General features: G+C 39.8%; 3 protein-coding genes and 1 pseudogene. All 4 read right to left on the minus strand.

Annotated features, from left to right (window positions below; genetic code table 11):
• Positions 1-259: 259 nt before the first annotated feature.
• Positions 260-1942 carry a glycoside hydrolase family 32 protein gene (locus IQ31_RS19880; RefSeq protein ID WP_088160926.1) on the minus strand — a complete coding sequence of 561 codons (1683 nt, stop codon included), beginning with the start codon at positions 1940-1942 and terminating at the stop codon, positions 260-262.
• Positions 1943-2196: 254 nt separating this feature from the next.
• Entirely contained in the window at positions 2197-3612 is a 1416-nt protein-coding gene (locus IQ31_RS19885; RefSeq protein WP_088160925.1) for a Gfo/Idh/MocA family protein, read from the minus strand.
• A gap of 11 nt (positions 3613-3623) precedes the next feature.
• Positions 3624-5015 carry a 3-keto-disaccharide hydrolase gene (locus tag IQ31_RS19890; RefSeq protein ID WP_088160924.1) on the minus strand — a complete coding sequence of 464 codons (1392 nt, stop codon included), beginning with the start codon at positions 5013-5015 and terminating at the stop codon, positions 3624-3626.
• Between the two features lie 720 nt (positions 5016-5735).
• Positions 5736-6000, minus strand: a pseudogene (locus IQ31_RS27385) (hypothetical protein); the annotation flags it as partial.

The following is a 6000-nucleotide window of genomic DNA, read 5'->3' on the forward strand; positions in this document are numbered from 1 at the left end:
TATAAAAATAGGTACTTCCTATAGCTTGTTTAAAGAATATTAAATTATTTTTTAAAATAAATTTGCATAGTGTAGGAAATACACTTACCTTTGTATCATCATAATTTAGGTTTATAATTGGTTATTTAAGGTTTTCATTCTCCCCGTTTGAAAACCTTTTTTTTAAATGACCAAAAAAATATAATCTTCCAGCACTATTTTTATCATCCTACCGAATTGACAAAAACAGTCTCTCCATTATTGCTATATCATAAAAGTGTTATTTAATCCATATACCGTCAAGGGTATAGAGGTCAGCAGATTCCAATACGGCTTCACCATTAAAAGCTACCAGCTGATAAGTTAAATTATTCCGATCAAAATTATAATTTATAGGCATATAAACTTCGCCATTTTGTGCGAAAAGCTCGAGTCCTGTCCGATCGACAAGCAACTTCAATGCGAGTTTTTTATTTCGCAGCGGTACCTGAGCCCTTACATTATCAACAAGGAGCTCTTCGGTCGAAACGTTATAATTAATTGCCAAGCCCCTCACATTGATCTGAATATTTTTGGCTTGTTGTGGATCGATGACCAAATCCAATTCAGCAATTTCAGCGTTGAACTGCTGAAACAAACTTGAATCGTTCGAACTAATTTTCTTTCGGCTGATGCTGAGTTTTTCTTTTCTTAATTTTTGCAATTCTGTCACCGGCTCCCGAAAAAGGCGAATACCCTTTTCCGTACTTTTCAATTTGAGTTCCATCGGCACACTCATGGATTGATTAAAAGCGGAGTTCCCTTGATTTGTATGTGTGCGCCACCAGCCGATTTCAATGCGTCGCTCCTTCGGTTCATTGCTAAAAGTTTGCGCGGCATAATAATCACGACCATATTGACTAAACAGGCGCTCGATCTCAGGATGAAAAGATTTTCCATCAAACTCTCCGATCGCATATTGGCTATTAGCCCCCGTCAAAACCCATTTTTTATTGTTCGGGTTACCGTCTACCGCTAATTCAAAGAATTCGGGACACTCAAATAAATAACGGTCATTACCCCGCCCGCCTTTTATTTTGCTCGCAAATGTCCACATTTTCAAATCCTTTGAGGTAAAAATCTGCATCGTGTGTTGTTCCTGGTCCTCTTCAACATAAAGTACAAGAACCCATTGCTTCGAGGGGCCATGCCAAATTACCTTCGGATCTCGGTTTCCTGCTGTTATTTTATCCAAAATATGGTTTGGCATTTTCTCAAATTTCTGACCGTCCAGACTATATGCCAAACCCTGCCCCCATGATTTTTCCGCAGCCGTATAAAACAGGATCATAGGGCTTGTTACTCCATTTTTTCCAAAACCAGCGGTATTGTTACTATCCACTACAGCTCCACCGCTAAACATCACGCCAGATTCGTCTGGATATAAAGCCTCTCCCAATTCCTTCCAATGTAACAGATCGGAGGACACGGCATGCCCCCAATGCATATTGCCCCAATTGGTTCCATAGGGATTATGTTGAAAAAATAAGTGATATTGTCCATTAAAAAAGACCAGACCATTCGGATCATTCAACCAACCTCTCTTGGCCGAAAAATGAAATTGTCCCCTCCGATCTTCAGCATAGACCTTATCGGTATCATCGGTATCACTCTGTGCAATAGGATTAAACAAAGGAATTTCTTTGTCTGATGTATTTGCCACCACCTTAAGCTGCTGTCCCTTCCACTTCCCTATATCAAGATAGGCTATCCAATCATAGGTACTATCAGCCAGTTCGGCATCAAACCACCTTACTTTATCATTTCCCAGCCATACCTCAACATGACGTTTGGGAGCACCATTTTTAATTGGAATTTTAAGATACCGATGGGTTGCCTGAAAAGATTGGGTTGATGAACTTTGACCATTGGCATTAAGGACCAATGCTACAATGCCTATAAAGAGCAGGGATACTTTATACATGACGTTAAGGTTTAAAAATTGAATTGCTGCATCACAAATATACCTAAGGGAGGAGAATTACGCTCTACTAGGACTGATCAAAATAGCGCTGATTTGTCTCAATTTGCTTGGGATTATCATGCTTTTTCCTCCTTTCCAGTTCTTTTATATAAAGAGCAAGCAAATCGTATATTTCAGGAAAGACTTTTCATTTCAAAAACAAAAAGGGCAATGTTCACATTGCCCTTTACTTTCTATGCCCAGTTACTGGTCCATTACATCTTATAATACTGCTCCCAGCCTCTCGCAGGTGGAGGTCCAGCTAAGAGTGCATTGGCAAACTTATCATTAGTCACTTCTTTTGTCTGTGTATTCAAGATCAACTTACTGTTTAAGCGTTGTGCAATTACACCCAAACAAAATACTTGGCTCAGAGGACCTGCAATTTCAAAAGCCGAGCGGGTCTTTTCTTCACCTTTACAACCTTTTAAGAAATTGGCAAAGTGATTTGACGGTGATTGTGGTACTTCCGGTAACCGAGACTCCATTTCCTTGGCTTTCGTTGCTGGAATAATCTGCAAGGTGCTAGCATGAGAGCCACCTTTAAATATCAAATCCTTGCTATAGATAATTTTCCCAGGATTTAGTTTGGCGGGTTCCAATTTCCCTGTACTTGGTGCAGGAATATTGGGATCCAGTCCGGATACACCGTAGCCTTCCGGTATAGGAGGCAAATTATCCAGTCCATCATACCAATTGATATCTACTGCTGGCATCTTTTTCCTTTTTGGGAAATGAAATTTCAAGGTCGAAGACATGGGGAAAAAATAGGAATTATACCCATCGAGCTTCACAGCGGACACTTCTGTAGGAAGCCCCAAATCTAAAAATTCATGCGCTGTATCCAATATATGTGCACCCCAATCACCCAATGCCCCCATTCCAAAATCATACCAACAGCGCCATTGACCATTCACAAAATCCTTATTATAATTATGGCCTATGGTCTGCATTTGCCAAAGATCCCAATCTAATGTTTCGGGCACCATTTCAGCGGCAGGAAAACCCTTCATATTCACATCCCAGCCATGCCATCTACGCGGCATATTCATGTGGGCATCGATGCGCGTCACATCCTTAATAATACCGGCATCTTTCCAGGCTTTAAACTGAAAGTAATTTGCTTCGGAGTGCCCTTGATTTCCCATTTGGGTAGCAAGTTTAGGGTTTTTCCGGGCTTTATTTGCCATCAGTTCAACTTCAAGGAATGTTCTCGCCATTGGTTTTTCCACGTAAACATGTTTACCCAAGTCCAGTGCAAGCATTGTTATGGCAAAGTGTGAGAAATCGGGAGTTCCGACACTTACAGCATCGATCTGATTTCCCATTTTGTCAAACATCACTCTAAAATCCTTAAACTTAGGTGCATCAGGAAACAAGCCCAAAATTTCCTGTGTATGTTTCGCGCCAAGATCTACATCACATAGCGCGACAATATTACAGAGTCCTGTTTTATACAGCTCTTTAATGATTTCTGCGGCCCTATTTCCTAAGCCTACACAAGCTAAGTTGACACGCTCATTTGGTTTGGCCAAACTGACATTTCCCAATACACTATTGGATAGCATAACCGCTCCTGCAGCGATAACAGACTGTTTAACAAAGCTTCTGCGCGATAAATAATGATTCATAAGAGATAAGCTTAATTGGGTGTATTGATTTTTATGCTACGAAATGAAACCCGATCGCCATGGTCTTGGAGAAGAATAAAACCTTCCTTCGCTTCACCAAAATTTTCCCAATCTTTATATTTGCTGATCTGAACCAAATCTTTAAACGCTTTGGAGCCCCGCTCATAAGACAACATCTTGATTCCATTTAAATAATGTTCTACTTTGTTATCTGCTGTGACCACAACTCTACCTCTATTCCACTCACCGATGGGTCTGCGCGCACGCTCGTCACGATTGGATGTGATGAGATCGTAAAGCGATGCCAATGTACGATTTCCGTCTCGTCCCAACTTCGCATCAGGGTGTAAAGCATCATCCAGTACTTGATATTCCAAACCAATAGCTGATCCTTTTGATTTTTCTTTTAAAGTCACAAAATACTTAACACCGCTATTCGCTCCCGGACTAAGCTTAAATTCAAATGAAAGATCAAACACGGCGTATTTATCTTTTGTGACGATGTCACCACCATTGGTTGACTCCCCGCCGTCGGATTTCAGAACAGTCATTTGTCCATCCTTAACTTCCCAGCCACGTTCCGGAAATTTATCGCCATGTATACTCCGCCAGCCCTTATTGGTTTTACCGTCAAACAAAAGCTTAACCCCCTTCTTCTTTTCAGCATCAGCCAAGTCATTTGGCTTCAAGTTCACGATATAAAGATCTTTTGGAAAACCTTTTGATTTGAGGTCGGTTGTTTTTATTTTAATATTCTTAAAGTACACTTTCTTTCCGTCCAGTTTAGGTGGAATACCATGCACCTGCAAGCCGATAAAACCAGACCTATCGATCGTATCAACGACATAAGCAACAGGAATATCATTGATCCAAGTGCGCAGTTCATCACCAATGGCTTCAATTCGAATATGATTGAATTCCTCTGCTTTATAGGCTTTTTTTGCATTTTCATTTAAATCAAGTGGATAAATCCATCCACGACGCGCCTCGTCATATATTCCACCCGTCCATGCACGTGAAGAGGGGTCTATTTCAACTTGCCTTCCATATACGCGTCCGCGCCCATCATTAGCCTTTGGATCAAGATGGCTCCGTGTCTGAATACCTGAGTTTGTTTCGTTGCCTTCAAGTTTAACATCCAGTTCCAATATGAAATCACCATACTCTTTTTCAGTGATCAAAAAAGAATTGGGCGTACCTTTTGTCATTCTGCCGACAATAGCATCACCTTCAATAGAATAGGGAGCTTTTCCTCCGACGGATTTCCAGCCATTCAGCGTTTTTCCATCAAAAAGGTTTGTCCAACCTTTCTCATTACTTTTATCTGCCTGAGCATACGACAAGACAGCATTGCTGACCATAGCTGCCATTAAAACAGATTTAAATAGTGCATTTCTTTTCATTGTAAAATTTAATCTTGGGTCTATCAACCCGGTTTATTTATTCATCATTGGTTCGTCAATCAGAACAAAATCGAGACCTCCTAAATTGAAAACCTGTAGACGGTGCTACGTGTAACTTTCAAGCCGGATAGGACTTTATTTACTTATTGGCTATTGATTCAATTGACTTAGTCAAACAATATATTAATTAATATAAGCGAAATGAATTAAATGATATGATTTATTTACGAAAACGTTTGAATCAGTATAACAAACAGATCATTTCATTCAAACATAGAGCGAGCACAGTCAAACCCAATTATTTATGCCCTGTCAAATAAGGGACACAACAATGTTCCGGATCAATAATGCAAAATAGACCTCGGTTACTACCTATAATAGCGTATGGACAAATTAGGTTCAACACCCCTATGCTCCTACTATGTAAGTAATATGGATCCACAGTGAATGCACAGTTAAAAAGTGGAATCACTGTGGACTCAACCTGCTTACAGTACGAATTTGATCATACCAAAGTAATGAGGTGGTACCTAACTAATCCCCCATAAATATGGAGAGATGCTACAAACTTCAAATAAAATGCGATAATTCGTTCATTGAGGTACTTATACGAGCAATTTATATTATATTGGAACATATGTGTCCTAAATAAATTTTAGGATTGGATTTCTGTGGTACAAGCATAGCTTTTTTCATCATTTCGATATTGACCCCTATTTTTCAATCTGCGAAGATCTTTAGCTGTCCCTTTTTTCCTTTTATAGGCGGCCTGAGAAAGGGATCATCTATCCATTGCCAGATGTTTATTTTCACGAAGATATTCATTCTGATGAATGCGACCAGATTGGACAGGTTCCAGTCATATTTGGCCTTTTTTTGTAAGTATTTTAACAGTAATATGCCAATGAGTGAAGTCCAGATCTGGATCATCACTGCATTTTCAGAAGTCCCTATGAATGTCGATACTTTTAAGCGCTGCTTTAGA

Origin of the sequence: Sphingobacterium siyangense, assembly GCF_007830445.1 — a bacterium.
Lineage (GTDB): Bacteria > Bacteroidota > Bacteroidia > Sphingobacteriales > Sphingobacteriaceae > Sphingobacterium > Sphingobacterium siyangense.

Excerpts from the sequence above, each read along its gene's own strand:
- IQ31_RS19880 (WP_088160926.1), bottom strand. The coding sequence starts at position 1,942 with ATGTATAAAGTATCCCTGCTCTTTATAGGCATTGTAGCATTGGTCCTT.
- IQ31_RS19885 (WP_088160925.1), bottom strand. The coding sequence starts at position 3,612 with ATGAATCATTATTTATCGCGCAGAAGCTTTGTTAAACAGTCTGTTATC.
- IQ31_RS19890 (WP_088160924.1), bottom strand. The coding sequence starts at position 5,015 with ATGAAAAGAAATGCACTATTTAAATCTGTTTTAATGGCAGCTATGGTC.